19 protein-coding genes, 1 tRNA gene and 1 riboswitch are annotated in these 25,689 nt (G+C 59.8%); of the genes, 2 read left to right on the forward strand and 18 right to left on the reverse strand.

The genetic code is table 11. From position 1 onward, the window contains the following. Nucleotides 1–9: 9 nt before the first annotated feature. The 5 genes from RHP74_RS23455 to ltaE all read right to left on the reverse strand — a co-directional run bounded on the left by RHP74_RS23455 (nucleotide 10) and on the right by ltaE (nucleotide 5,650). Nucleotides 10–100 (reverse strand) — tRNA-Ser (locus RHP74_RS23455). A gap of 62 nt (nucleotides 101–162) precedes the next feature. Further along, nucleotides 163–351, reverse strand: coding sequence for a carbon storage regulator CsrA (gene csrA, locus RHP74_RS23460; protein WP_003178872.1), 189 nt, complete (start codon nucleotides 349–351; stop codon nucleotides 163–165). A 190-nt stretch (nucleotides 352–541) separates the two neighbouring features. After that, nucleotides 542–1,783, reverse strand: coding sequence for an aspartate kinase (locus tag RHP74_RS23465; RefSeq protein ID WP_008033100.1), 1,242 nt, complete (start codon nucleotides 1,781–1,783; stop codon nucleotides 542–544). A gap of 91 nt (nucleotides 1,784–1,874) precedes the next feature. Further along, entirely contained in the window at nucleotides 1,875–4,499 is a 2,625-nt protein-coding gene (gene alaS / locus RHP74_RS23470) for an alanine--tRNA ligase (protein ID WP_010457228.1), read from the reverse strand. A 146-nt stretch (nucleotides 4,500–4,645) separates the two neighbouring features. After that, entirely contained in the window at nucleotides 4,646–5,650 is a 1,005-nt protein-coding gene (ltaE, locus tag RHP74_RS23475; RefSeq protein ID WP_010457230.1) for a low-specificity L-threonine aldolase, read from the reverse strand. A 197-nt stretch (nucleotides 5,651–5,847) separates the two neighbouring features. Then, a riboswitch (FMN riboswitch) is annotated at nucleotides 5,848–6,019 on the forward strand. Nucleotides 6,020–6,121: 102 nt separating this feature from the next. Between ltaE and RHP74_RS23480 the strand changes: the two genes are divergently transcribed. Beyond that, nucleotides 6,122–6,631 (forward strand): 6,7-dimethyl-8-ribityllumazine synthase, encoded by a 510-nt coding sequence (locus RHP74_RS23480; RefSeq protein WP_311096427.1) that lies wholly within the window; start codon nucleotides 6,122–6,124, stop codon nucleotides 6,629–6,631. Between the two features lie 125 nt (nucleotides 6,632–6,756). Here RHP74_RS23480 and astE read toward each other — a convergent pair whose 3' ends face one another. From astE to RHP74_RS23515, 7 genes are all read right to left on the reverse strand, one after another. Then, entirely contained in the window at nucleotides 6,757–7,767 is a 1,011-nt protein-coding gene (gene astE / locus RHP74_RS23485) for a succinylglutamate desuccinylase (protein WP_311096428.1), read from the reverse strand. Nucleotides 7,768–7,779: 12 nt separating this feature from the next. Continuing rightward, a complete protein-coding gene (locus RHP74_RS23490; protein ID WP_010457234.1) occupies nucleotides 7,780–8,067 on the reverse strand; it encodes a hypothetical protein in 288 nt (95 codons plus the stop codon). Nucleotides 8,068–8,087: 20 nt separating this feature from the next. Next, nucleotides 8,088–9,434, reverse strand: a complete 1,347-nt coding sequence (astB, locus tag RHP74_RS23495; protein WP_077749181.1) for an N-succinylarginine dihydrolase — start codon at nucleotides 9,432–9,434, stop codon at nucleotides 8,088–8,090. A 161-nt stretch (nucleotides 9,435–9,595) separates the two neighbouring features. Beyond that, entirely contained in the window at nucleotides 9,596–11,065 is a 1,470-nt protein-coding gene (gene astD / locus RHP74_RS23500; RefSeq protein ID WP_167362295.1) for a succinylglutamate-semialdehyde dehydrogenase, read from the reverse strand. Then, complete coding sequence (gene astA, locus RHP74_RS23505) at nucleotides 11,062–12,087, reverse strand: arginine N-succinyltransferase (protein WP_010457241.1); 1,026 nt, start codon at nucleotides 12,085–12,087, stop codon at nucleotides 11,062–11,064. Before astA ends, astD begins: the two co-directional genes overlap by 4 nt. 70 nt (nucleotides 12,088–12,157) lie before the next feature. After that, on the reverse strand, nucleotides 12,158–13,177 hold the full coding sequence (gene aruF / locus RHP74_RS23510) for an arginine/ornithine succinyltransferase subunit alpha (RefSeq protein ID WP_010457242.1): 1,020 nt from the start codon (nucleotides 13,175–13,177) through the stop codon (nucleotides 12,158–12,160). Nucleotides 13,178–13,380: 203 nt separating this feature from the next. After that, the gene (locus tag RHP74_RS23515) at nucleotides 13,381–14,601 is read right to left on the reverse strand and encodes an aspartate aminotransferase family protein (protein WP_010457244.1); all 1,221 of its coding nucleotides are present in this window, start codon (nucleotides 14,599–14,601) and stop codon (nucleotides 13,381–13,383) included. A 286-nt stretch (nucleotides 14,602–14,887) separates the two neighbouring features. Between RHP74_RS23515 and RHP74_RS23520 the strand changes: the two genes are divergently transcribed. After that, the gene (locus RHP74_RS23520) at nucleotides 14,888–19,753 is read left to right on the forward strand and encodes a dermonecrotic toxin domain-containing protein (RefSeq protein ID WP_311096429.1); all 4,866 of its coding nucleotides are present in this window, start codon (nucleotides 14,888–14,890) and stop codon (nucleotides 19,751–19,753) included. A 2-nt stretch (nucleotides 19,754–19,755) separates the two neighbouring features. Here the strand turns inward: RHP74_RS23520 and RHP74_RS23525 are convergent, their stop codons facing one another. From RHP74_RS23525 to RHP74_RS23550, 6 genes are all read right to left on the reverse strand, one after another. Beyond that, the gene (locus RHP74_RS23525; protein WP_010457247.1) at nucleotides 19,756–20,736 is read right to left on the reverse strand and encodes a GlxA family transcriptional regulator; all 981 of its coding nucleotides are present in this window, start codon (nucleotides 20,734–20,736) and stop codon (nucleotides 19,756–19,758) included. A gap of 247 nt (nucleotides 20,737–20,983) precedes the next feature. After that, entirely contained in the window at nucleotides 20,984–21,748 is a 765-nt protein-coding gene (locus tag RHP74_RS23530) for an ABC transporter ATP-binding protein (RefSeq protein ID WP_010457249.1), read from the reverse strand. Nucleotides 21,749–21,775: 27 nt separating this feature from the next. Continuing rightward, nucleotides 21,776–22,888, reverse strand: a complete 1,113-nt coding sequence (locus RHP74_RS23535; RefSeq protein WP_154501420.1) for a M14 family metallopeptidase — start codon at nucleotides 22,886–22,888, stop codon at nucleotides 21,776–21,778. A 1-nt stretch (nucleotide 22,889) separates the two neighbouring features. Next, the gene (locus RHP74_RS23540) at nucleotides 22,890–23,588 is read right to left on the reverse strand and encodes an ABC transporter permease (RefSeq protein WP_010457252.1); all 699 of its coding nucleotides are present in this window, start codon (nucleotides 23,586–23,588) and stop codon (nucleotides 22,890–22,892) included. Then, nucleotides 23,585–24,274, reverse strand: a complete 690-nt coding sequence (locus RHP74_RS23545; protein WP_010457254.1) for an ABC transporter permease — start codon at nucleotides 24,272–24,274, stop codon at nucleotides 23,585–23,587. Before RHP74_RS23545 ends, RHP74_RS23540 begins: the two co-directional genes overlap by 4 nt. A 91-nt stretch (nucleotides 24,275–24,365) precedes the next feature. After that, a complete protein-coding gene (locus RHP74_RS23550; RefSeq protein WP_102595633.1) occupies nucleotides 24,366–25,139 on the reverse strand; it encodes an ABC transporter substrate-binding protein in 774 nt (257 codons plus the stop codon). Nucleotides 25,140–25,689: the final 550 nt, after the last annotated feature.

Here is a 25,689-nt window from a genome sequence, read left to right on the forward strand (position 1 = left end):
CGCAAATAATGGCGGAGAACGGGGGATTCGAACCCCCGACACCCTTTTGAGGTGTACTCCCTTAGCAGGGGAGCGCCTTCGGCCACTCGGCCAGCTCTCCGCAACACGGGGCGTATATTAACCAGCTTCTTCCCCGTTTGCAAACATAAAAAACGATAAAAATTAATGGCTTGGTTCGTCGTCCTTCTCTTTCTTGATCCGCAAGTAAATTTCCTCACGGTGAACCGCAACCTCTTTAGGTGCGTTAACGCCAATACGCACTTGATTTCCTTTGACGCCGAGCACGGTCACGGTGATTTCGCCATCACCAATAATCAGGCTTTCTGCGCACCGACGAGTCAGAATCAGCATACCTTTCTCCTCACGCATTTCATTTCAGGGACAACAGTCTGCAAAAAAAAGGCACTCGACCTACAACCGGAAAACGATCGCAGCCCTACATGCCTGAGTATTGACCAGCGCGAGCAAAAGAACAGTTCCTGGGTCGCGCCATTCAAAAAAGACAAAGGGCGCGGTCAGACCGCGCCCTTTGGAAAACGCATCACTCGCCCGTTCGGGCCGGTGCGTCCAGTTCGAAAGCTGTGTGCAGAGCGCGCACAGCCAGTTCCAGATACTTCTCTTCGATCACAACGGAGACTTTGATTTCCGACGTCGAGATCATCTGGATGTTGATGCTTTCTTTCGCCAGGGATTCGAACATGCGGCTGGCCACGCCTGCGTGAGAACGCATGCCGACGCCGACGATCGAGACCTTGGCGATCTTGATGTCACCGACCACTTCACGGGCACCGATCTCGCGAGCGGTGTTTTCCAGCACGGTTTGTGCGGCCTGGAAGTCATTGCGGTGCACGGTGAAGGTGAAGTCGGTGGTGTTATCGTGCGCAACGTTCTGCACGATCATGTCGACTTCGATGTTCGCGGCACTGATCGGGCCGAGAATCTTGAATGCAACGCCCGGGGTGTCTGGCACGCCACGGATGGTCAGCTTGGCTTCATCGCGATTGAAAGCGATGCCGGAAATGATCGGCTGTTCCATGGTTTCCTCTTCATCAATAGTAATGAGGGTGCCCGGACCCTCCTTGAAGCTGTGCAGTACGCGCAGCGGAACGTTGTACTTGCCGGCGAATTCCACCGCACGGATCTGCAACACCTTGGAACCGAGGCTGGCCATTTCCAGCATCTCTTCGAAGGTAATCTTGTCCAGGCGCTGGGCCACGGACACCACACGCGGGTCGGTGGTGTAGACGCCATCGACATCGGTGTAGATCTGGCATTCGTCGGCCTTCAAGGCCGCCGCCAGCGCCACGCCGGTGGTGTCGGAACCGCCACGACCGAGGGTGGTGATGTTGCCATGCTCGTCGACGCCCTGGAAACCGGCGACAACTACCACACGACCTGCCTTCAGATCACCGCGAATCTTCTGGTCATCAATCTGCAAGATACGCGCTTTATTGTGCGCACTGTCCGTCAGAATCCGCACCTGGTTGCCGGTGTAAGACACCGCAGGCACGCCGCGCTTGATCAGCGCCATGGCCAACAGTGCAATCGTCACCTGCTCGCCCGTGGAAACGATCACATCCAGCTCACGCGGAACCGGTTGGCCATCACCACTGATTTGCTTGGCCAGATCGATCAGACGGTTGGTTTCGCCGCTCATTGCCGACAGGACAACCACCAGGTCATCGCCGGCATCGCGGAATTTCTTAACCTTGTCGGCGACCTGCTCGATTCTCTCGACAGTGCCGACTGAGGTGCCTCCAAATTTCTGTACGATCAAAGCCATTTCAAAGCCGCCTCTGCCCATGAAGGGCGCCCAAATAATCACTCAAACAGCGTTCCCGCCCGCCACTAGACGACGGGCCGGACACCCTGCCTTATAAACCCTGCTCTACAAATGGAACCGTCAGGGCCAGTGCCGCGTCCAGTGCACCAGCGTCAGTACCACCGCCTTGCGCCATGTCTGGACGACCACCGCCCTTCCCGCCCACTGCCGCAGCGGCTTGCTTCATCAAATCACCGGCTTTGAGTTGGCCAGTCAGGTCTTTGGTTACGCCTGCAACCAGAACGACCTTTTCCTCATGGACACTGCCGAGCAGGATCACTGCGCGGCCGAGTTTGTTTTTCAGCTGATCGACGAGCGCCAGCAGCGCCTTGGCGTCCTGACCGTCCAGACGCACGGCCAGCACTTTCACGCCTTTGACGTCCAGGGCAGAAGCCGACAGATCGTCGCCCGCCGCGCTGGCCGCCTTGGCCTGCAACTGCTCGAGTTGCTTCTCCAGCAGACGGTTGCGCTCCAGCACAGCCGACAGCTTGTCGATCAGGTTATCGCGGCTGCCCTTGACCAGGTTGGCCGCTTCCTTGAGTTGTTCTTCTGCAGCGTTCAAGTAAGCCAGTGCCGCAGCACCGGTGACTGCCTCGATACGACGCACGCCCGACGCAACACCGCCTTCGCTGATGATTTTCAGCAGGCCGATGTCACCGGTACGGTTGGCGTGGATGCCACCGCACAGCTCGACGGAGAAATCACCGCCCATGCTCAGCACGCGCACGTTGTCGCCGTACTTCTCGCCAAACAGCGCCATGGCGCCTTTTTTCTTGGCGGTTTCGATGTCGGTTTCTTCGGTTTCAACGGCGGAGTTCTTGCGAATCTCGGCGTTGACGATGTCTTCCAGGGCCTTCAGTTGCTCAGGCTTGATGGCTTCGAAGTGGCTGAAGTCAAAGCGCAGGCGCTGACTGTCGACCAACGAGCCTTTCTGCTGAACGTGATCGCCCAGCACTTTACGCAACGCCGCATGCAGCAAGTGAGTGGCCGAGTGGTTCAGCGAAGTGGCGTGGCGCACCTCGGCTTCAACGTGGGTTTCAACCGGCGAACCGATGATCAGGCTGCCCGATGCCAACACACCGTGGTGCAGAAATGCGCCGCCGGTCTTGGTGGTGTCACGCACGTCGAAGCGGCCACCACTCGATTGCAGATAACCGCAATCGCCGATCTGGCCGCCGGACTCAGCGTAGAACGGGGTCTGATTGAGAACGACCACGCCTTCTTCGCCTTCACTCAGTACGTCGACCGCCTGGCCTTCTTTATAGAGGCCAACAACTTTCGCCGAACCGCTGGTGGCTTTGTAACCGGTGAATTCGGTGGCCACATCAACCTTGACCAGGCTGTTGTAGTCCATGCCGAAGGAACTGGCGGAACGGGCACGGACGCGCTGGGCTTCCATTTCGCGTTCGAAGCCTGCTTCGTCGATGGTCAAGTTGCGCTCGCGAGCGATGTCGCCCGTCAGGTCCATCGGGAAGCCGTAGGTGTCGTAGAGCTTGAACACCACATCGCCCGGCACCACGTCGCCTTTCAGTTCAGCCAGATCCTGCTCAAGGATTTTCAGGCCCTGCTCCAGGGTCTTGGCGAACTGCTCTTCTTCGGCTTTCAGGACGCGTTCGATGTGTGCCTGTTGGGCCTTCAGCTCAGGGAAGGCTTCGCCCATCTCGGCAACCAGGGCCGCTACGATCTGGTAGAAGAAGCTGCCTTTGGCGCCCAGTTTGTTGCCGTGACGGCAGGCGCGACGGACGATCCGGCGCAGCACATAACCCCGGCCTTCGTTGGACGGCAGCACGCCGTCGGCAATCAGGAAACCGCACGAACGAATGTGGTCAGCCACGACTTTCAGGGAAGCCTGAGCGTCGTTGGTGCAGCCGATAGCCTTGGCCGATGCGCTCAGCAAACTCTGGAACAGGTCGATTTCATAGTTCGAGTGAACGTGCTGCAGCACGGCACTGATCCGCTCCAGGCCCATGCCGGTGTCGACCGACGGCGCTGGCAGCGGGTGCAACACGCCATCGGCGGTGCGGTTGAACTGCATGAACACGTTGTTCCAGATCTCGATGTAACGGTCGCCATCTTCTTCCGGCGAGCCCGGCGGGCCGCCCCAGATGTCAGCGCCGTGATCGTAGAAAATCTCGGTGCAAGGACCGCACGGGCCAGTATCGCCCATGGTCCAGAAGTTATCGGAAGCGTATGGCGCGCCCTTGTTGTCGCCGATGCGGACCATGCGCTCGGCCGGAACACCGATCTCCTTGGTCCAGATGTCATAGGCCTCGTCATCGCTGGCGTAGACGGTGACCCAGAGCTTTTCCTTCGGCAGGTTCAGCCACTGCTCGGAGGTCAGGAAGTTCCAGGCGTAGGTGATCGCATCGCGCTTGAAGTAATCACCGAAGCTGAAGTTGCCCAGCATTTCGAAGAAGGTGTGGTGACGGGCGGTATAACCGACGTTTTCCAGGTCGTTGTGCTTGCCGCCGGCGCGCACGCATTTCTGGCTGGAGACAGCGCGGGTGTACGCGCGCTTTTCCTGGCCCAGGAAGCAGTCCTTGAACTGGTTCATCCCCGCGTTAGTGAACAGCAGGGTTGGGTCGTTGCCCGGAATCAAAGAGCTGGAGGCTACACGGGTGTGGCCTTGCTCTTCGAAGAAGCGAAGGAAGGCTTCACGGATTTCTGCGCTTTTCATTAGGTTCTTCCACGGAGGCTGCGGCCAAAGGCCTGTGCGAAACGTCAACAGACGAAGCGACGGCAAAGGGCCGCATTATATCGGCCCAGCGCGCGGGGTACAGCGTGTTTATACGATAGAAACGGTCAATTGGACCGCCAAGGCGATCAGTTGCGAGAAAACTCGACGAATGTCGCGACGACCTGCTCGATTTGAGCGCGGTCAACGTCCATGTGCGTGACCATCCGCAGGCGTCCGGCAGCGCTCAGCTTAATGCCACGTTCGGCCGCAAAGGCCTTGATCGCCTCGGCCTTGTCGCCCATGTTCACGTAAACCATGTTGGTCTGCACCGGCTCGACTTCGTAACCGGCCTTTTGCAGTCCGTCGGCAAGAAACTGCGCATTGGCGTGATCGTCGGCCAGACGCTGAACGTTGTTATCCAGCGCATAAAGCCCCGCCGCGGCCAAAAGACCGGCCTGGCGCATGCCACCACCGACCATCTTGCGCAGGCGACGCGCCTTGCCGATCAACTCTGCCGAACCGCACAACACCGACCCGATCGGCGCGCCCAGGCCTTTGGACAGGCAGACCGAAACCGAATCGAAGTGCTGTGTGATCTCGCGGGCATCAACACCCAACTTGACGGCCGCGTTGTAAAGCCGAGCGCCGTCCAGGTGCAGCTGCAACCCATGTTCACGGGTAAGACTGCGTGCCCGGGCGAGATACTCCAGCGGCAGGACTTTGCCCTGCATGGTGTTTTCCAGCGCCAGCAACCGTGTACGAGCGAAATGGAAGTCGTCCGGTTTGATCGCGGCGACGACGTGCGCCAGGTCCAGCGAGCCGTCAGCCTGCACTTCCAGCGGCTGCGGCTGGATCGAGCCAAGCACCGCCGCGCCGCCACCTTCGTACTTATACGTGTGCGCCTGCTGGCCGACGATGTATTCATCACCCCGTTCGCAATGAGCCATCAGGCCCAGCAGATTGCTCATAGTGCCCGTCGGCACGAACAACGCAGCGGCAAAACCCAACCGTTTTGCCAGTTCCGCTTCCAGGCGGTTGACCGTCGGATCTTCGCCATAGACGTCGTCACCGGTGGGCGCACTGGCCATCGCGTCGAGCATTCCGGCGGTCGGTTGGGTAACGGTGTCGCTGCGAAGATCGATAACGCTCATGAATCTGGCCTCGGTAAGCAGGGGAAAATCCCTTTCAGGTAGGAATTACTGCGGTCATGACAACGATTAATCAACCCCAAGCGAAGGAAAAGACCCGTCAAGTGAGCGAAAAAGTCGATAGCAATCATCAGATAGCAGCAATGCACAGGCAGGAAATATGTGTTAAAAAAGCTGCGCCGCCAAACAATCTGGCGGCAAAACGTTCTCAGGGCGGGGTGCAACTCCCCACCGGCGGTAATTGCGCGCAATGCGCATAGCCCGCGAGCGCTTGGTGACAGACACGGCTTCGGTGGTGTCTGGCGGCAAGGTCAGCAGACCCGGTGTGATCCCGGGGCCGACGGTCATAGTCCGGATGAAGAGAGAACGGGATTGGCGCCAAAGGGCCGTCCGCAGGCATTCGTGCGAGCGTGCGTACCCTTAAATCCCATTCGATTCATATGCCCTGTTTTTTACATAAACAGGAGTCAGAACATGCAACCCACCGCAATCGATAGCAAAAGCAAAAACCATCAGGGCGAGCGCGTTGCGTTCATCCAGGCCTGCTGGCACAAGGAAATCGTCGACCAGAGCCGTAAGGGCTTCGTTGCCGAAATGATTGCCCAGGGTTATCAGGAATCGGAGATCGATTTCTTCGAAGTCGGCGGCGCCTTTGAGATTCCACTGCACGCCAAGCTGCTGGCCAAGTCCGGCCGTTATGCCGGCATCGTCGCGGCGGGCCTGGTGGTCGACGGCGGCATCTACCGTCACGAATTCGTCGCCCAGTCGGTGATAAGCGGCCTGATGCAGGTTCAGCTGGAGACTGAAGTGCCGGTGTTCTCGGTGGTTTTAACCCCGCACCACTTCCATGCCGGCGAAGAGCATCAGAAGTTCTTCTTCGAGCATTTCGTGCATAAAGGCCAGGAAGCGGCGAAGACCTGTGCCGATACGCTGTACAAGATGCGAGCGTTGCGTCGCAGCGAGCCTCGCGCGGTCGCCGTCTAAACCCCGAGCCAGCCCCCGTAGGAGCGAGGCTTGCCCGCGAAGGCGATTTCACAATCAACATTGATGTTGAATTTAAAATCGCTTTCGCGGGCAAGCCTCGCTCCTACAGGGGACTACTGTGTCTGTTATGCCAGGTTTTCGCCGGTGGCGGGCACGATCAGGATGCCGGCGCGCAGGCCGTTTTTGACCTTGGGGTTCGGGAAGATGATCCGGGCGCCCTTCTCTTCGATGATCCAGCGGGTCTGGGCGATGTCTTCGGCCAGCACGTAACCCACGTCCAACTCCGAAAAGTTCTCGATGTCCGCCGGCAGGTTCAGGCGGAAGCTATCGCTGTGCTTGATGATTTCCCGCGCCACGCTGAACAACTGCAAACCGTCCAGGCCTTCGTCGGTCACCGCAGGCTCGGTGCCTTCGATAATCTGCTGGAGGCGGGTTTCAAGCAGCGAGACGTTCACACCGTCGTTCTGCCCAAACGGCCGCGCCTTGCCCAGCTCAAGAGTGAAAGACTCGGCAGCGAGCTTGTCGTAGGTGTAAGAGCTGAACACAATCGACGGCTTGTTCTGCAACAGCACCGCTTCCATACCGGCAGCACGCAAACGGGCCAGCTCGAGGCGTGAATGCTGGCGCCCCTCTTTCCAGGGATACAACGCGAACTGCTCGATTTTCGAACCACGAATCGCGGTGTGCAGGTCGTAATGCAGGCGGCTGCGATCCGGCAGGCTGAAGAAACTCGCCGCCAGCCGCTCCAGTTCACAGGCGCGCAGGGCTTCGGAGCCGCTGGTTTGTTCGTGACGGCCGTTGAACAGCCGATTGACGTCCTGCTCGACGAAGCGCTCGCCTTTGCGAATCGCTTCCGGGTTGCCGAACAGGAACAGAATGCGTGCGCGCGGTTTCAAGTCGCCGCGCGCGATGTCATGCAACAGGCGATCGAGCAACTCGATCGGCGCTGTTTCGTTGCCATGGATACCCGCTGACAGCAGCAGGTCCATGCCATTGTCGCGCGCCTCAGGCGGCCGGACTTCCAGCGCACCTTCGCTCAACCAGCGCATGCGCACGCCTTCGACAGTCAGTTGAGTCTTCTCCGCCGGTTCGCGGCCGGCGAGGGTCAGTTCAAGCAGTTTGCCGAGGGCGAGCATAGAGCGATTTCCTTAGTGGTCGTGTGCGCAATCCGGGCCGTGCACGTGGTCTTCGTCGCCGACTTCAGCCGGTTCCATTTCCAGTTGCAGACTTACCAGATTAGTCGCCAATGGGCGCAGCAGCAGGTTTGCGTATTCGGCATCACCTTCTTCAACGTCCACGCCGATCAGCAGCTGGCCGCGGCCGTCCTGCTGGATCCACAGCTCTTTGCCTTGCCACAGGACCGCGACGCGGGTGCAGGACGTTTCCAGTTGCGTGCCGTCGGTGTCTTCAAGGATCAGCTGCAGGGTATCGCTCATGTTTTTTACGCTCTCGACGTTCAATTGATCTGGAAAGGATAAACCGCGCCCAGTTTAAGGATTTGCGTCAGTTCATCCAGTGCCGTCCGGCACTCAAGCAGCAATTGCGGGTCCGCCAGGTCGGTTTCGGCCATGCGGTCACGGTAGTGCTTGTCGACCCATTCGGTCAGCGTGCCGTACAACGGTGCCGTCATGATAACCCCTGGATTGACCGCCGCCAGTTCGGTTTCATTCAGTGCGACACGCAACCGCAGGCAAGCCGGGCCACCGCCGTTCTGCATACTTTGTTTCAGATCGAAAACCTTCACTTCGCGGATCAGGCCGCCGGAGCTGGTCAAACCTTGCAGGTACTGCCAGACGCGTTCATTGCCACGGCACTCTTCCGGCACGATCAACAGCATCGAACCGTCAGGGCGGGTCAGCAGTTGGCTATTGAACAGGTAGGAACGAACGGCGTCTTCAACGGTAACGGCAGAACGCGGGACGCAAATTGACTGGAATGTCCCACCGACTTTTGCGAGTTTGCCCTGCAGTTCAGCGAGCATCTGCTCGGTGTCGAGGAACGCGTCCTCGTGATAGAACAGCACCTCGCCGTTACCTACCGCGATCACGTCGTTGTGGAACACGCCCTGATCGATCACCGATGGGTTCTGCTGGGCGAAGACCACGCCGTCATCGCTCAAGCCGTGCAGGCGAGCAACGGCTTGCGAGGCTTCAAGCGTCTGGCGCGCCGGGTACTTCTGGGGAGCCGGGTAGCGGGTGTCGAATGCGCTGCGACCGAACACGAAGAACTCGACGCCGGCTTCACCGTATTCACGGCAGAAACGGGTGTGGTTGGCCGCACCTTCGTCGCCGAACTGCGCCACCGCCGGCAAGGCGGCGTGGTGAGCAAAGTGTTTCTGGTCAGCGAACATCGCCCCCAGCACGCGGCTGGTGGTCGGGTGTTCGATGCTGCGGTGGTATTTGCAGTTGAGGTTGGCAGCGGTGAAATGCACGCGGCCATCCGCAGTATCGGCACTCGGGCTGACCGTGGCGGCGTTGGCCACCCACATGCTCGACGCCGAGCAACTGGCGACCAGCAAGGGCATCGCATCTTTGGCGGCTTTCTCGATCACTTGCGCGTCGGTGCCGCTGAAGCCCAGACGGCGCAGGGCCGCAACGTCAGGACGTTCCTGAGGGGCCAGAACGCCTTGCTGAAAGCCCATTTCCATCAGCGCTTTCATTTTCGCCAGGCCTTGCAGCGCGGCTTCCTTCGGGTTCGAAGACTGCTGGCTGTTGCTCTGGGACGCGACGTTGCCGTAGGACAAACCGCCGTAGTTATGGGTCGGCCCCACTAGACCGTCAAAATTGACTTCATAGGATTTCATCAGCGAGGCTCCACGAGAATCTGTTGTTATGGCTTCAGTAACTATTCAGTAAGACCGCGTCGCGGCCATCGCCAGCAAGCTGGCTCCCACAGTGATGGGGTCGTACACAAAATGTGTGAACACCACCGAACCTGTGGGAGCCAGCCTGCGGGCGATGGGCATCACGCCATCTTCACGCCAGGTGTAAGCGATGCAGGCAACACCAGGTTCGGCGTTTCCAGCGAGGCCACCGGGTACGCGCAGTAATCTGCGGCGTAGTAGGCGCTGGCGCGGTGGTTGCCCGAAGCGCCGACGCCGCCGAATGGCGCGCTGCTCGCGGCCCCGGTCAGCTGCTTGTTCCAGTTGACGATACCGGCACGGCTTTCCAGCCAGAACTGCTGATAACGCGCTTCGGAATCCGACAGCAAACCAGCCGCCAGCCCATAGTCCGTGTCGTTGGCTTCAGCAATCGCCGCTTCAAAATCAGCGTAGCGGATCACTTGCAGCAACGGGCCGAACAGCTCCTCGTCAGGACGATCGGCGACAGCCGTCACGTCCAGGATGCCCGGTGTCAGCAACGCGGCTTGCGCCTGAGGCTGAGTCATTTCCAGCAGCGCCACGGCGCCATTGGCCAGCAGATGCTCTTGCGCATCCATCAGCGCTTTCGCCGCGCCGAGGGAAATCACCGAGCCCATGAACGGCGCCGGTTGCTGGTCAAACGCACCGACTTCAATCGTCGAACTGACCGCCACCAGACGCGCCAGCAACGTGTCGCCCCAGGCGCCCTGCGGTACCAGCAAGCGACGGGCACAGGTGCAACGCTGGCCGGCGGAAATGAATGCCGACTGGATGATGGTGTAAACGGCAGCATCGAGGTCTGCGACCTGATCCACCACCAGCGGGTTGTTACCGCCCATCTCCAGGGCGAGGATCTTGTCCGGACGACCGGCGAATTGCTGGTGCAGGTGATTGCCGGTGCGGCTCGAACCGGTGAAGAACAGACCGTCGATGCCCGGGTTCGCCGCCAGGGCGATACCGGTTTCGCGCGCGCCTTGCAGCAGGTTCAACACACCCGCCGGCAGACCGGCTTCGATCCAGCACTTAACCGTCAGTTCGGCGACTTTCGGCGTCAGTTCGCTGGGCTTGAACAGCACGCTGTTACCGGCCAGCAGTGCCGGCACGATGTGACCGTTCGGCAAATGCCCCGGGAAGTTGTAAGGCCCGAACACCGCCACCACGCCGTGTGGCTTGTGGCGCAACACGGCGGTGGCGTCGCCCAGCGGACCGCTCTTCTCGCCGGTACGCTCGCGGTAGCTCTGCACCGAGATCGCAATCTTGTTGACCATGCTGGTCACTTCCGTTGCTGCTTCCCACAACGGCTTGCCGGTTTCCTCACCAATGGTGCGGGCCAGTTCGTCAGCGTGGTTTTTCAGCGCGGCGGCAAAGGCTTCAAGCACGGTAATGCGCTCGTCCAGGGTGCGACGGGCCCAGCCCGGAAACGCCTGACGAGCAGCCTGCACGGCCGACTCAACCTGAGCGGCGGTCGCGCCTTCGCCGGTCCACAGCACTTGCTGGGTCACCGGGTTCAGCGACTGGAAGGCTTCGCCCTGACCGGCCAGCCATTCACCTGCAATGTATAGCGAATTCATTATTTCGACTCCCTGGCAGCAGACAACGGAACGGCGCGCACTTGATCACCGGCGTTGAGTTGAAGACGTTTGGCGGTCAGCGGATCAACGACCAACGTACCGGCGGCGAAGCGTGCTGGCGCGGCAGTGATGCGGCAGTCTTCGCGCTTGCGGTTGTGAATCAGGAACGGAGTAGCGTCATCACCCGGCGTGCCGATGGCCAACACCAGTGCCTGGCTGTCGCGCACGGCGCGGATCTTACCGGTTTCGCACTCGACCGCAGGGCCGGCGTCGAAGATGTCGACGTAGCCTTGGTAGCTGAAACCTTCGCTCTTGAGCATGGCCAGCGCCGGCTCGGTGTCCGGGTGAACCTGACCGATGACGTTGCGCGCGTCTGGCGACAGAAAGCAGGTGTACAGCGGAAATTTCGGCATCAGTTCGGCGATGAACGCCTTGTTGCCCACGCCAGTCAGGTAATCAGCCTGGCTGAATTCCATCTTGAAGAAGTGACGGCCCAGGCTTTCCCAGAATGGCGAGCGCCCGGCTTCGTCGGACACGCCGCGCATCTCGGCAATGATCTTGTTGCCAAACAGCTGCGGGAACTCGGCGATGAACAGCATCCGCGCCTTGGCCAGCATGCGGCCGTTGAGGCCCGTGCGGTAATCGGCGTGGAGGAACAGCGAGCACAACTCAGAGTTGCCGGTCAGGTCGTTGGCCAGGAACAGCGTCGGGATCTCGCGATAGATGTTCAGCTCTTGCGAAGCGCTGACCGTCAGGCCGACCCGGAAGTTGTACCAAGGCTCACGCAGGCCGACAGCGCCGGCGATGGCGGAAATGCCCACCACGCGGCCGTCATCGTCTTCGAGCACGAACAGGTAGTCTGCATCGCCCCGCCCGGCTTCACCGCGAAAGGTCTTCTCGGCCCAGCCGACCCGATGGGCCAGACGTTCTTCGTTGGCCGGCAAGGTGGTCAGGCCAGTGCCGGTGCTGCGGGCCAGGTCGATCAGAGCGGGTAAATCGCTGCTGCGTACAGGACGAACGATCATGCTATCTCCTCAAACGGGCCGCTTGCGCCACCCGCGAAACTTCGCTGCTTTCTAAACACTCAAGCAGTCGTTAAACCGCCACCAGGCGCACGCTCGCACCCTCACCGACGCCCAGGGCTTCGGCCGCTTCCAGATCCAGGGTCACGGGTTTGCCCGGCGCGTAATCGAGCTCAAGCAATACAGCGCGGTAATCCTGCAACTGGGCGTTGGCCACCAGGTACTGACGACCGACACCTTTGACCGCCTCGCCGATTTTCACCGGCACCACACGGCTCTGCGCGATCGAACGGATCCCGGAGACGCGGGCATGCAACGTCGGGCCGCCGTCGAAAATGTCGATGTAGTGATCGGTCTCGAAGCCTTCGCGCATCAGGATGTCGAAGGTGATCTGGGCTCGCGGATGCACCTGGCCCATCGCTTCTTGAGCGGTGTCCGGCAGCAAAGGCACGTAGATCGGGTAATGCGGCATCAGTTCGGCGAGGAAGGTCCGGCTCTTCAGGCCGCACAGACGCTCGGCTTCGGCGTAGTTGAGGTCGAAGAAGTTGCGACCGATGGCGTCCCAGAACGGCGAATCGCCATTTTCGTCGCTGTAACCGACGATCTCGGTCACCACGGAATCGGCAAAGCGCTCCGGATGGCTGGCAACGAACAGCAGACGACCACGGGAGTTGAGCTCGGCCCAAGGCGAACCCACCAACTCGCGCTGCACGTAGAAACTGGTCAGCAAGCTGTTGCCGGTCAGGTCGTGGCACTGCGAGAGCACGTGAATCTTGTTATGAATCTTCAGCTCGCGGGAGGCGTGCACGAAGGTTTCATTGCGAAAGCTGTAGAACGGCTCGGAGTAACCGGCGGAGGCAACGATTGCAGAGCAACCGACTAATTTGCCGGTGGTCGAGTCTTCGAGGACGAAGAAATAGCTTTCTTCGCCGTTGAAGCTGACTTCCGCGGAAAACGAGGCTTCGCTTGCGGCGATCTTGTCGCTCAGGCGTTCAACGTCATCCGGCAAGGAAGTGACACCAATCGGGCTGTCCGCAGCCAGACGCTGTACCTCGCCCAGATCAGCCATTTGCGCGGGGCGCATCACCAGCATGGTGTCACTCCTTTCTCGTAACTCTTTTGGGGGAAATAAGCCGAACCCTTGCAGGAGCGAGGCTTGCCCGCGAAAGCGGTGTGTCAGCCAATAACAAGGTGTCTGACACGCCGCTTTCGCGGGCAAGCCTTGCTCCTACAGAAGAGCGGGTCCGGCATAAAAATTGGGTTCGACACCTGAAATGTCAGGCGCCGAAGGGTCTATCAGGCTTGCGTCAACTTGGCCACAGCGCGTTCGAAGCGGTCCAGGCCCTCGTCGATGTCTGCGTCTTCAACCACCAGGCTTGGGGCAAAACGCACCACGTCGGGGCCGGCTTGCAGAATCATCAGGCCTTCACGCTCGGCGGCGTTGAAGACGTCTTTGGCCTTGCCTTTCCAGGCGTCGCTCAGTACACAACCGATCAACAGGCCCATGCCGCGGACCTTGGTGAAAATGCCGTACTTCTCACCGATCTGCTCAAGGCGTGCCTTGAACTTGGCATGCTTGGCCTTGACGCCGGCCAGCACTTCAGGGGTGTTGACCACGTCGATCACCGCTTCCCCGACCGCGCACGCCAGCGGGTTGCCGCCGTAAGTGGTGCCGTGGGTGCCGACGACCAAATGCTTGGCCAGGTCTTCGGTGGTCAGCATCGCCGCGATCGGGAAACCGCCGCCCAGGCTCTTGGCGCTGGTCAGGATGTCCGGGACCACGCCGTAATGCTGATAGGCGAACAGGTGGCCGGTGCGCCCCATGCCGGTCTGCACTTCGTCGAAGATCAGCAGCGCGTTGTGCGCGGTGCACAGATCGCGAGCGCCTTGCAGGTACTCAAGCTCAGCCGGGATCACACCGCTCTCGCCCTGGATCGGTTCCAGAACCACGGCGCAGGTCTTGTCGGAAATGGCGGCTTTCAGCGCAGCCAGATCGTTGTACGGCACGTGGGTGATACCGGTGATCTTCGGACCGAAACCATCGGAATACTTGGACTGGCCACCGACGTTCACGGTGAACAGGGTACGGCCGTGGAAGCTGTTGAGCGCGGCGATGATTTCGTACTTCTCGCTGCCGAACCGATCAAAACCGACGCGACGGGCCAGCTTGAAGGCGGCCTCGTTGGCTTCGGCGCCGGAGTTGCAGAAGAAAGCACGCTCGGCAAAGGTGGCGTTGACCAGCTTATGCGCCAGGCGCAAGGCCGGCTCATTGGTGAACACGTTGGACACGTGCCACAGCTTGTTCGCCTGCTCGGTCAAGGCACTGACCAGCGCCGGGTGCGCATGGCCCAATACGTTAACGGCAATCCCGCCAGCGAAGTCGATCAGCTCGCGGCCAGACTGGTCCCAGACATGGGAACCGGCACCACGCACTGGAATGAATGCGGCAGGCGCGTAGTTGGGAACCATTACCTGGTCGAAATCGGCGCGTTCTACCGCAGCGTGCTCAACGGACATCGGAGTCTCCTGAAGAGGAACGCTCGCCGGAAACTGGCGAGCGATGGGGGGATTGTAAGGACAGTTTTCAGCCCGGCCTTGCCGCCAAGCGACAACTTCTTATAGCGCAAACCCCGGTTTCAGCCGGGTTTACGGCAATGCGACATATAGGGTCGCAAAGGCGCAGTTTAAACCGCCGGCACAGGTTATAGGCAGGCTTGTCGAGCGGTGCGGTAAATATGTACCGCACCCGCCCCGCCATCGTCTGTTTTGCTGGCGACTCATCCAAACGCTAAGGGAATAGCGCATGAGTCGACACGAAAACGATCGCCCTTCAAATGTCGGTGGCAATGAATCCGCCACGCACCCGGACGATCACTACCATCATCTGTTCAATAACCTGCCGGCCTGGGTATTGGAAGCCTCGCCCGCGACACGCGATGCCCTCAAAACCGCCTCGCTTGCCGCGCCGCACTGGCACGGCACCGCGACATCCCTGCAACACCAGTCGCTGAAAAAGCTCAGCCAGGAACATTGGACCCAGCGAAATCGTCTGGACTCAACGCTGTCGAGGCTGCAAAGCGCACGCGCCTTCGCCGAAGCGTTGCTAAGCGCGGCCTTGAAAACCCGGTTTGATCTGGAACTGGACGTTAAAACCACCTTCCTGCGCCTGTACATTCCACAAGCCGTGCCCTGGTTCGGGATCAAGACGGGCGCTGCGCGCACCTGGACCGTGTCGCTACTCGACGCCGCCCTGCATAACTTTCAGGCATCGGAAATGGCGGCTGATGCTTACGAGCCCGCCTCGACGTTCATTACCGAACCATCGCCCGCAGGGCAGTTCGATACGCTGCCGGCGGTCAAACAGAAACTGACCATCGCTGCCTTTGTGAGGCTGTGCCGGGAACTGGACATTGGCGCCCGCTACACCACGTACCTCAAAGACAATCTTGGGCTGACCAACCCGGTGGCCGGCGCGGTGCTAAAAGCGAAGGTGATCGGCTCGCATAAAACGGCACTCAAAGCCGCGCTACAAATGGCTCAAATCCGCAAGGATATTCCGGAGGATGCCTATCACTCGATCCTGCGCCTTGTGGAAGGTCGTTCCGGGGCGCGACTCAATGGCCAGCCGCTGTACGGTCATGACCTGACCCTCATGTCCTCCTCCCTGACCGGGATTGTCGTTTTCGCGCCGAGCCTGGAGCGCGCGCGCAAGGGAACACGGATCATTGCCTACATTCCCGACGATCCCGAGCACCCGCTCAAGGAGTACCCGAACACCCTGGCGTTCATGACCGAACTGACCCGCAAGCTACGCGCCCCGGCCTACCAGACGTTCTTCAGCCGCTTCGTCGAGCATAAGGAAAGGGGCCCTTTTTTTGCTGATCTCAACCGCCGCCTCCAGCGCGTGACCTGGCATCAACACAAGCGTGGCGACCCACTGCCGAGCTGGCGCGAAACGCCCATCGACAGGCCTAACCTGCGGTTTTCAATGACGCCGTTCAGCGCGGACCTGTGGAACCATCTCTATCAGCGACAACTGAACAAGATCCTCAACGACGCCAGCACGCTGGCCGTCTCCACCGCCTCTGCCGACCGAAACGCGCGCTGGGCTTTGTGGGATGCCGTCAGCAAAGTAGCTTCGACGCTGCTTGAAATCGCAACATTCGTGGCATTGCCGTTCGTCCCGTTTCTTGGCGAAATAATGCTGGGTTATATGGCTTACCAGTTACTCGACGAAACCTTCGAAGGCATCGTAGACCTGGCCGAAGGACTGAAAACAGAGGCGGTCGGGCATTTGATTACACTCGCTGAAACAGTGGTTGAGGTGGGCACATTCGCGGTGGGTGGTGCGATCGCTGCCGGCGCCTTCAGCCGTTTGCTTTCGCGCGAAGCGGTCGCGCTGGTCGACCCGCTCAAACCCGTCGCAACGCCGAAAGGAAAAACCCGCTACTGGAAGCCGGATCTGACCCCTTACGAACAGGCACAGCGTTTGCCCGAAGGCGCCAAACCCGATCAGCTTGGCCTCTATCGCCACGGGGGCAAGACGCTGCTGCCTCTGGAAGGAAAACTGTATGCCGTGAAACCCGATGGCACCTCCAACGCGTTTCAGATTGAGCACCCGACCCGCGCCGATGCTTATCAGCCTTCTTTACTGCACAATCACCACGGCGCCTGGCACACCGAGCTGGAACAACCGCTGGAGTGGGATCGGGAAACGGTCATGCGTCGAATCGGCCAGGGTGTCGAGTCGTTCAGCAACGCCGAGCGCGAGCAGATCCTGCGGGTCAGCGGTTTCCACGACAACGCCGTGCGCGAAATGCATGTCGAACATTACCGCCCGCCTTCGCTGCTGACCGACACGATCAAGCGTTTCAAGATCAACCGGGACATCGACACCTTTATCGAGCAGATCGGCAGTGATCAACCCGAGCACTATCGAAAGGCTGATTCGACCCTGCAACATCAACTGCTGAGTGGCTACGACGGCTGGCCTGTCGACAGGCCAATGCCGACAGCGCAAGCCCAAACTTCAGCCTTCAGACAACGGACCGCAGAACTGGCCCGGGATTACCGCAAATCGCTGTTCGATCTGCGTTATCGCGCGTTGGAAAAAACCGATGACCTGCGGGTTCAGCGGCTGATCGATGATGTGCGGGGGTTACCTACCGATATCGCCGAGGAACTAGTGAGCAATGCGTCCGGCACGGAACTGAAACAGCTGCACAACGGCCGCACGCCCCAGCGTCTCAAGGACGCCGCGCTCAAAGCCATGGAGGCCGTGCGTGCCATCCGAGCCTCTGAAGGTTTTTATTCCGAAGCGCTGGACACCACCGACACCCACCGACTGGCCTTGCAAAGCCTGAACTCACTGCCCGATTTACCAGCCGGGTTGCGTATCGAAGTGCGGGACTACTCGGCCGAGGGGGCTTTGCGCGACAGCATTGGCCAACCCGATGCGCCCCTACAAAAAATACTGGTTCGCGCTGAAGACGGGACTTACCACGTACACCAAGACCCGGATTCGTCGCCGGAGGATTTTTATCAGGCTTTGTTTCGGGCGCTGCCGGATGCGCAACGCAACAAGTTGAACCCTTCGATCACAGATGCCCAGGTTCTTAAACAACGCATCGCCGAACACGCACTGGAGCAACCGGCCTTACGCAGGCTGTTTGCAAAAAATCCCCATCGGAAACCGTTCTATGACCCGACCACCATGCGCCTGCCCGGTGGTACCGAGGGCTACAGTCGAATCCCCCGCGAGACACCGACGCTCAACGACCGGGTTCGCGAGGTTTACCCCAACCTGCCTCAGGAAGAAATGCAGTCCATTGTCCAGACACTGCAACTTCATCCCGATGGTGCTCGCGTAGAACTTTCACGCTTGAGGAGGGAGTTGGCCCGACTGCATCAGGACCTGCGCGCCTGGGTCAGTGATTCCCCCACAACCCATCCTGAAACCGGAAGCCCGCTCAGCGAACTGGATCAACAAGCCGAGCGAAACAACCGCCGGTTGCTGGCCCAGGAAATCCAGCGCAGCTGGCGTCGACAGTCCGACCGGGATTTCGACACACCGGAGGGGGTGACCCAATATGTGCTCAGGTTTGCAGAGCCGATCCTCGGCGACTTGCCGTCGTTGACTGCCGATTTCAGTCATGTGTCGCAGCTGTCCCTGGAAGGCACCCGCAGCGCACAGGCCATTCCCGCGTTTCTACGAGGTTTCAGTGGGCTGCGCCGCCTGGAATTGCGCCGCTTTTCCCTGAACACCCTCCCCGACGCCATCAGCCAAATGCCCGACCTTCACGCCTTGGTCTTGAGCGATTGCGGCATCCGGGTCGACGCCGACACGTGGTCGAAGCTGGCGTCAATGAAGCAACTGGCCATGCTCGACCTGTACAAAAATCCGTTTGAAACCTTGCCGCATATCGACACGATGAGCGAGCTGGCGCACCTGGACCTGAGCGACACCCGCCAGACAGGGATTGCGGCCAGCCTTCTGCAACACCCGAAGCTTCAAACTCTCCTGCTGATGAACAACCACATCAGCGAGTTGCCTGCCGGGTTATTCGAGAGTTCGCTTTACGACAAGCGCGGCCTGCACCTCACCGACAACCCACTGTCGAACAGCGCGCGAGAATTGATCAAGCAACACCACTTCGAAACCGCCTACGACATGGGCGTCTATGCACCCGAAGCCGACATCGATCGGGTCAAGACGCTGTACCCCAGCATGGAAATCGAGCAGGCGAGCGAGTTCGTCTACGAATTGCCGGGGACTCTGGAGGATGGCCGCAGCTATTTGACGCGCCTTGAACAAGAGCTCACCCAGCTGAAAAACGATTTGTCCGCGTGGACCGCCGATGTTCCGCAGCAGCACCCGGTGACGGGCGAGCCGTTCAGTGACGAGCAACTCGTTGCCGAGCAAACGAACCGCGACGAATTCAAGCAAGCGCTCGAGAAGTGCTGGCAGCGCGAGTCGGAACTGGATGAGTTCAACGAAGCACTTGAGCCGACGTTCGAACTCAGGGTCCGTCCGGTCATCAATGGCGAACTGCCGACCTTGAGTGCGGACTTCAGCCATGTTTCCGCGCTTGAGGTTGACAGTGCCGAGGGCGCAACACGCCTGGGGCGTTTCCTTGAGTCCTTTCTCAACCTCAAAAGCCTGCGGCTACGCGAGTGTGACCTGGGTGACATTCCCGATTCGGTGTTCAAGATGGGACGCCTGCGCTCGCTGTCGCTCCCCGATTGCCGGGTCAGCCTTTCAGCGGAGTCGGCAAGTGCATTGGCGGGAATGGAGCAGCTTGATTACCTCGACCTGAGCTTTAACCCGTTGGGGCGCACGCCGGATCTAAGCCAAATGCCCGACTTGTCGACCGTGCTGCTCAACGACACCGGCATCACTGACATACCCGACGGCCTGCTTCAGCTGGCGGATCTCGACTGGGCTGACCTGAGCATGAATGCAATAACCGAGGTGCCCAGCGACCTGCTGGAATTGCCGGTGGAAATTGCTGAAAACATCACCTTGAGAGGCAATCCGTTTTCCCAGGAAAGCCTCGCGCGACTGGTCCGCTTCTTTGAACTGACCCGTGCGGATTTTGGCGTGGAGGAGGTCATCAACCGAGGGGAAATACAGGTGTCGACCTCAGAGGGTTCCGAGATCGACGAGTAACATCAGCCGCGCTCCGACGGCACCGACGACAACTCGAATGGACTGCTGCTGCGCCGCTGGTTGCGATCTTCCCGCGGCGTGGCACCGAAGAAGTTGCGGTAGGCGCTGGAGAAATGCGGCCCCGATGAGAAGCCACAGGATAGGCCGATCTGAATGATCGACTTGCTGGTTTGCATCAACATCTGCCGGGCCTTGTTCAGGCGCAGTTCCAGGTAGTACTGGCTCGGCACACGGTTGAGGTATTGCTTGAAGATCCGCTCCAGTTGTCGACGGGACACGCACACGTGCTGGGCGATTTCGTCGGTGGTCAGCGGCTCTTCGATGTTGGCTTCCATCAGCAACACCGCTTGGGTGAGCTTCGGATGGCTGGAACCGAGGCGGTTCTGCAGCGGGATGCGCTGGCGTTCGCCGCCCTCGCGGATACGCTCGACTACCAGTTCTTCCGACACAGCGCCGGCCAGTTCGGCGCCGTGATCACGGGCCAGCACGGCCAGCAACAGATCGAGCACCGACAAGCCGCCACACGCGGTCAGTCGATCACGATCCCAATCGAACAGATGGCTGGTGGCGATCACTTTAGGGAAGCGTTCGGCGAAATCGTCCTGCCAGCGCCAATGCACGGCAGCGCGGTAACCGTCGAGCAAACCCAATTGCGCCAACGGGTAGACACCGGCAGACAAACCACCAATCACGCAACCGGCACGCACCAGTTGTTTCAGCGAACTGCTGAGCGCCGGCGCGAGGGTGGTCGGCGGCTCATCGGCGAGCAGAAACAGCTTCTGGAAGTTTTCGAGCTTGCCGGCCCACGGCTCACCCGGCAGTTGCCAGGCGCCTTCGGTCGGCGGTTCGGCCTGCAAAAACGACAATTCGTAGACAACATCCGGATGCACACGCTGGGCAACACGCAAGGCCTCCTCAGCCAGCGCAAGCGTCAGTGCTTTAGTGCTGGGCCAAATCAGGAAACCAATTCGATGGGCAGTCATGGCGGGCAATCCGAAACGAAAACAGTGATGAAGGCATGGGCCAATGCTAGCCCGTAAATGAACGCAAATCTCGAAACCTGCAGCATTCCCCTGTTGGAGCGAGGCTTGCCCGCGAGAACGGTGGTTCAGTCAACATGATTGCTGTCTGAACCACCGCATTCGCGGGCAAGCCCCGCTCCTGCAGGGATTGGGACCAGCCTTTAGGTTGCGAAGCATGCACTATCCCGGTGCGCAACGGGAGTTCGGTTTACTTCAGGCTGCCCGACAGGAATTGCTGCAAGCGTTCAGACTGTGGATTGACCAGCACTTCACGCGGGTTGCCGCTTTCTTCAACGATACCTTTGTGCAGGAACACCAGCTGATTCGACACTTCACGGGCGAAGCCCATTTCGTGCGTCACCACGACCATGGTCCGGCCTTCCAGCGCCAGGGCCTGCATCACTTTCAGTACGTCGCCGACCAGTTCCGGGTCGAGGGCCGAGGTCGGTTCGTCGAACAGCATCACCTCAGGCTCCATCGCCAGCGCACGGGCAATCGCCACGCGCTGCTGCTCGCCGCCGGACATGTGGCCCGGGTAAGCGTCTTTACGATGGGCCACGCCGACCTTGTTCAGGTAGTGCTCGGCTTTTTCGCGGGCCTCGGCCTTGGACATGCCCAGCACGTGAACCGGCGCTTCCATGATGTTTTCCAGCGCGGTCATGTGCGACCACAGGTTGAAATGCTGGAACACCATCGACAGGCGCGAGCGCATGCGTTGCAGCTGTTTCGGGTCAGCCGCTTTCAGCGCGCCGTCCTTGTTCGCCACCAGTTTCAGCTCTTCGTTGTTGAGCAGAATCTTGCCCGCGTGCGGCTGCTCGAGCAGGTTGATGCAGCGCAGAAAAGTACTTTTGCCAGAGCCACTGGAGCCGATGATGCTGATCACATCACCAGCCGCCGCTTTCAGGGACACGCCCTTGAGCACTTCGTGACTGCCATAGCGTTTATGCAGGTCTTGGACTTCAAGTTTGTACATGCGGTCGGTTCTCACAAAAACAGTCAGTCAGTCGTTGAGCAAGCGCCCGTGACGCAGCGCTTCGCGCCCCGCCACCTTGGCCAGCCAGAAACCGGGTTGGGCATAACGCAGCCGTTCAATGGCAAACAGCACCCCGGACGTACCAGCACACACCGTGCTGACCCGATCCGATAACGGATCGATCACTTCGAAAATCTCGTCACCGGCTTCGATCCACTCACCGGGTTTACGCAAAAAGCTGATCACACCCGGGTGCGGCGCGAACAGCAACTCGGTGCCCTCGAACGGCATGCCTTCGCACGCCTCTTGCGCAGGCTTGGGCCATTCGCCGCTGATCAAGCCTTGCTCGGCGAGGAACGCCAGAATGCCTTCGGCATAAGCCTCGGCGTCCGCGCGACCGGTATCAGCCTGACCACCCAGTTCGATGGTCGTCGCCAGACAGGCCAGCGGAATCTGCGCATCCGGGAACTGACGCGACAAACGCAGCCACGGCAGCGAGCACGCCTCGTCAAAGGAACTGCCGCCGGAATCTTCCGCCAGCAGCCCCACTTTCACATTCAGGTGCGCGGCGAGCGAACGCCATTGCGGCCAGTGTTGCGGCAAGGCGTACATGTGCAGCGCCGCTTCGGCATCGCAATGCAAATCCAGCACGACATCAGCGGTGCACGCGTGGCTGAGCAAGATGCGCTGCATGCCTTGCAACTGACTCGCCGCCGGAGGCAATGCCGCCAGTGCGTCGCTCATGGCTTGGCGGATCAAACGGATATTGGCGTGCGGATCATCACCCAGGTGCCCGTCCAGCTCAGCGGCCACTGGCGCGCTCAGCTCGACGAAATCGCGGTTGAAATTCTTGCCGCTGCCCGCTTCGAAACGACCTTGATGGCTGCCTTGCAACAGTTGACCGAGGCCCAGTGGATTGGCCACCGGCACCAGCTCGATCACGCCGTTAAGCAGGCCTTGGGCTTCGAGTTCGGCCAGGCGCTTTTTCAGCTCCCAGGCCGTGCGCATTCCCGGCAGTTCATCGGCGTGGAGGCTGGCCTGGATGTAGGCCTTGCGCTCGCCACTGCCGAAGCGGAACACCGAGATCTGGCGCTCGCTGCCCAGGTGGTTCCACGGCAATACGTGATCGATGCGTTCCATATCAGTGCTTCCGCGGGGCCAGATAGCCCAGCCAGCGGCGCTCGGCCAGTTTGAACAGCTTCACCAGAATGAAGGTCAGGCACAGATAGAACACGCCGGCCGTGATGTACGCTTCGAACGGCAAGTAGTACTGAGCGTTGACCGTGCGCGCGGCACCGGTGATGTCGATCAGGGTCACGATGGACGCCAGACTGGTGGTCTGCAGCATCATGATCACTTCGTTGCTGTACTGCGGCAGCGCCCGGCGCAGAGCCGATGGCAGCAGGATGCGCTTGTACATTTTGTAGCGCGACATGCCCATGGCCTTGGCCGCTTCGATCTCGCCGTTCGGCGTGGCGCGCAGGCTGCCGGCGATGATTTCGGCGGTGTAGGCGCTGGTGTTGATCGCAAAGGCCAGGCACGCACAGAACGTTGCACTGGACAGCCACGGCCACAAGAAGCTTTCACGTACCGCTTCGAACTGCGCCAGACCGTAGTAGATCAAGAACAGCTGCACCAGCATCGGCGTGCCGCGGATCACGTAGGTGTAGAGCCAGGCCGTCATGTTGACGACGGCGTTCTTGGAAACGCGCATCAAGCCAAGCGGCAACGCACACAGCAGGCCGAAAAACAGCGACAGCGCGAGCAATTTGAGGGTGGTCACCAGGCCGCCGAAGTACAGCGGCAAGGCCTCCCAAATGACGTTGTAGTCGAAGATCATAGATCAGCCGCCCTTACGCCTACCGAGTAGCGCTTCTCAAGGTGACGCAATGCCAGCAACGAGACACTGGTAATCACCAGGTACATCGCCGCCACTGCGAGGAAGAAGGTGAAAGGCTCGCGGGTGGCGTCTGCCGCCTGCTTGGCCTTGAACATCATGTCTTGCAGACCCACCACCGAAATCAGCGCAGTGGCCTTGGTCAGTACCAGCCAGTTGTTGGTGAAGCCCGGAATGGCCAGACGGATCATCTGCGGCACCAAAACCCGGAAGAACACCTGGAAACTGCTCATGCCGTAGGCCATGCCGGCTTCTGCCTGACCTTTGGGGATCGCCATGAAGGCGCCGCGGAAGGTTTCCGACAGGTACGCACCGAAGATGAAGCCCAAGGTGCCGATACCGGCGGCCAGCGGGTTCAGGTCGATGTAGTCGTCAAAGCCGAGCATCGGCGCCACGCGGTTGAGCAGGTCTTGACCACCGTAGAAAATCAACAGGATCAGTACCAGATCGGGAATACCGCGGATCACCGTGGAATACAGGTCGCCCAGCCAGGCCAGCCAGCGAACCGGCGACAGACGCAATGCAACGCCGATCAGGCCCAGAAAGATGGCCAGGACCATGGAGGACAAGGCGAGCTGAAGCGTCAGCCATGCGCCATCGAGGATGACAGCCCCGTAGCCTTTCAACATGATTCAGGTCCTCGAATGTTGGGATGAAAAAATGGCGCAAACCTCAGAGATCCTGTTGCTTGCGCCATTTCGGACTTGTCGCCGGGACGTGTTACTTGCCGTAGATGTCGAAGGCGAAGTATTTGTCCTGGATTTGCTTGTACTTGCCGTTCTCGCGAATGGCAGCGATCGCGGTGTTGATCTTGTCTTTCAGCGCGTCGCCCTTGCGAACCGCGATACCCACGCCGTCGCCGAAGTATTTGACGTCGGTGAAGGCCGGGCCAACGAAGGCGAAACCTTTGCCAGCGTCGGTTTTCAGGAAACCGTCATCGAGCAGCGTAGCGTCTGCCACGGTGCCGTCGAGGCGGCCAGCGGCCACGTCGAGATAGATTTCGTTCTGCGAACCGTAAGGCTTGATCTCGGCACCCAGCGGGGCCAGGACTTCGCGGGCGAAACGCTCGTGGATCGAACCACGTTGCACGCCGATGTTTTTGCCCTTGAGCTCAGTCAGGCCGTCGCTGACTTGAGTGCCGGCCTTCATGACCAGGCGCGCCGGGGTGTTGTAGTACTTGTTGGTGAAGTCCACGGATTTCTTGCGGTCTTCAGTGATCGACATGGACGACAGGATCGCGTCGATCTTGCGCACTTTGAGCGCCGGGATCAGACCGTCGAACTCTTGCTCGACCCAAGTGCACTTGACCTTCATCTCTTCGCACAGAGCGTTGCCGATGTCGTAGTCAAAACCAACAATGCTGCCGTCCGGTGCTTTGGAAGCAAACGGAGGGTAAGCCGCTTCGATACCGATTTTCAGAGGTTTTTCATCAGCGAAAGTCGGCAGGGACAGCACGGACAGTGCCAGGGCGCCAAGCAGCACGAGTTTCTTCATCTTGGGACTCCATCGGTAAAGGGCTAAAACGGCAGAGTGAGCGACAGCCCAATATGCGAATGAGTGGAACCGCAAAGCGGTGCTGCGTCGTAGGAACCGCGCGCTTTTTTCAACGCGAGCCACAACGAGCGAGTGATCGGCATTCTAACGACAGGCCCGAAGCCGATATTTCTTCAATGCGACAACTAATTACAGATGCACCGAGAAAGCCGCTTGAGCGCGTTGACAGCCCTGCAAATTCATGCAAGAGCAAAAGACAGTGAACCGATCACTGCTGCAAATTGCGGGCCTATTATTGGCAAACCCTTCTAATCCGGCAAGCGCAGCGTTGTGTCTTATTTTTTAGCCGGGCTGGAGAGGCCCGGGAGTGGGGGTTGGCGTTTCCCAATGCCCCGCATCGGAGCGCGCGGTTACACATTCAGTTACTTGAAGGGTGGAGGGTAACAGTGGGAAAGCGCCTACAAGTGAAGTCGATAATTATTGGCCGTTGTTTATTGAGTGCCTGACAGATCGCCATCGCTAGCAGGCTAGCTCCCACAGGGATCTCCAG

It is taken from the genome of Pseudomonas sp. SG20052 (assembly GCF_031766055.1).
GTDB lineage: Bacteria > Pseudomonadota > Gammaproteobacteria > Pseudomonadales > Pseudomonadaceae > Aquipseudomonas > Aquipseudomonas mandelii.

What these genes read in the sequence shown, in the direction of transcription:
- csrA (WP_003178872.1), bottom strand. Translation starts at nt 351, where the DNA reads ATGCTGATTCTGACTCGTCGGTGCGCAGAAAGCCTGATTATTGGTGAT.
- RHP74_RS23465 (WP_008033100.1), bottom strand. Translation starts at nt 1,783, where the DNA reads ATGGCTTTGATCGTACAGAAATTTGGAGGCACCTCAGTCGGCACTGTC.
- alaS (WP_010457228.1), bottom strand. Translation starts at nt 4,499, where the DNA reads ATGAAAAGCGCAGAAATCCGTGAAGCCTTCCTTCGCTTCTTCGAAGAG.
- ltaE (WP_010457230.1), bottom strand. Translation starts at nt 5,650, where the DNA reads ATGAGCGTTATCGATCTTCGCAGCGACACCGTTACCCAACCGACCGCC.
- RHP74_RS23480 (WP_311096427.1), top strand. Translation starts at nt 6,122, where the DNA reads ATGCAACCCACCGCAATCGATAGCAAAAGCAAAAACCATCAGGGCGAG.
- astE (WP_311096428.1), bottom strand. Translation starts at nt 7,767, where the DNA reads ATGCTCGCCCTCGGCAAACTGCTTGAACTGACCCTCGCCGGCCGCGAA.
- RHP74_RS23490 (WP_010457234.1), bottom strand. Translation starts at nt 8,067, where the DNA reads ATGAGCGATACCCTGCAGCTGATCCTTGAAGACACCGACGGCACGCAA.
- astB (WP_077749181.1), bottom strand. Translation starts at nt 9,434, where the DNA reads ATGAAATCCTATGAAGTCAATTTTGACGGTCTAGTGGGGCCGACCCAT.
- astA (WP_010457241.1), bottom strand. Translation starts at nt 12,087, where the DNA reads ATGATCGTTCGTCCTGTACGCAGCAGCGATTTACCCGCTCTGATCGAC.
- aruF (WP_010457242.1), bottom strand. Translation starts at nt 13,177, where the DNA reads ATGCTGGTGATGCGCCCCGCGCAAATGGCTGATCTGGGCGAGGTACAG.
- RHP74_RS23515 (WP_010457244.1), bottom strand. Translation starts at nt 14,601, where the DNA reads ATGTCCGTTGAGCACGCTGCGGTAGAACGCGCCGATTTCGACCAGGTA.
- RHP74_RS23520 (WP_311096429.1), top strand. Translation starts at nt 14,888, where the DNA reads ATGAGTCGACACGAAAACGATCGCCCTTCAAATGTCGGTGGCAATGAA.
- RHP74_RS23525 (WP_010457247.1), bottom strand. Translation starts at nt 20,736, where the DNA reads ATGACTGCCCATCGAATTGGTTTCCTGATTTGGCCCAGCACTAAAGCA.
- RHP74_RS23530 (WP_010457249.1), bottom strand. Translation starts at nt 21,748, where the DNA reads ATGTACAAACTTGAAGTCCAAGACCTGCATAAACGCTATGGCAGTCAC.
- RHP74_RS23535 (WP_154501420.1), bottom strand. Translation starts at nt 22,888, where the DNA reads ATGGAACGCATCGATCACGTATTGCCGTGGAACCACCTGGGCAGCGAG.
- RHP74_RS23540 (WP_010457252.1), bottom strand. Translation starts at nt 23,588, where the DNA reads ATGATCTTCGACTACAACGTCATTTGGGAGGCCTTGCCGCTGTACTTC.
- RHP74_RS23545 (WP_010457254.1), bottom strand. Translation starts at nt 24,274, where the DNA reads ATGTTGAAAGGCTACGGGGCTGTCATCCTCGATGGCGCATGGCTGACG.
- RHP74_RS23550 (WP_102595633.1), bottom strand. Translation starts at nt 25,139, where the DNA reads ATGAAGAAACTCGTGCTGCTTGGCGCCCTGGCACTGTCCGTGCTGTCC.